This is a genomic window from Streptomyces sp. 13-12-16, from assembly GCF_002114215.1.
Taxonomy (GTDB): domain Bacteria; phylum Actinomycetota; class Actinomycetes; order Streptomycetales; family Streptomycetaceae; genus Streptomyces.
In genome coordinates, this window is sequence record NZ_NCTE01001224.1 from 1 (window position 1) to 701 (window position 701).

The 701-nt window shown below is 78.5% G+C and carries 1 protein-coding gene; it reads left to right on the plus strand.

The genetic code is table 11. From position 1 onward, the window contains the following. Positions 1 to 164 precede the first annotated feature (164 nt). The coding region (locus B7767_RS38070) for a cytidylyltransferase domain-containing protein (protein ID WP_256923715.1) at positions 165 to 701 on the plus strand (537 nt) is incomplete at its 3' end.

Genomic DNA, 701 nt, shown 5'->3' on the forward strand with positions numbered 1-701 from the left:
CTGCCCGGCGCGCCCGCCGCCGACCGGGAGCCCGGACCGGTCCGGCAGATCGTGCGCCGGGCGGCGCGCGGCGCCTACCGGCACGGCGTGCAGCGCGTGGCCCCGGTGATCCGCCGGATGGGCGAACTGTGACCGGCCCGACCCCCGCTCGAGGAGCTGATCCCATGCCCACCTCCCCTGCCGTACGCCGGGTACTCGCCGTGATCCCCGCGCGCGGCGGCTCCAAGGGCGTACCCGCGAAGAACCTCGCCCCCGTCGGCGGCGTCCCCCTGGTGGCGCGCGCCGTGCGCGAGTGCCGCGCCTCCCGGTACGTCACGGACGTCGTCGTCTCCACCGACGACCGGGCCATCGCGGCCGCCGCCCGGCAGGCCGGCGCCGAGGTCGTGCTGAGGCCCGCCGCCATCGCCGGCGACACCGCCACCTCCGAGGCCGCCGTCCTGCACGCCATGGACACCCACGAGGCCCTGCACGGCGCCCCCGTGGACGTCGTCCTGCTCGTGCAGTGCACCAGCCCCTTCCTGCTCCGCGAGGACATCGACGGGGTGGCCGCCGCGATCACCGACCGGGGCGCCGACACGGCGGTGACGGTCGCCCCGTTCCACGGCTTCGTCTGGCGCGACGGGACGGACGGGGCGGCCCCGCCCACCCCGGCCGGCGAGGCGACCGCCCACGGCACCGACCGGACCGCAGCGTCGACCGCG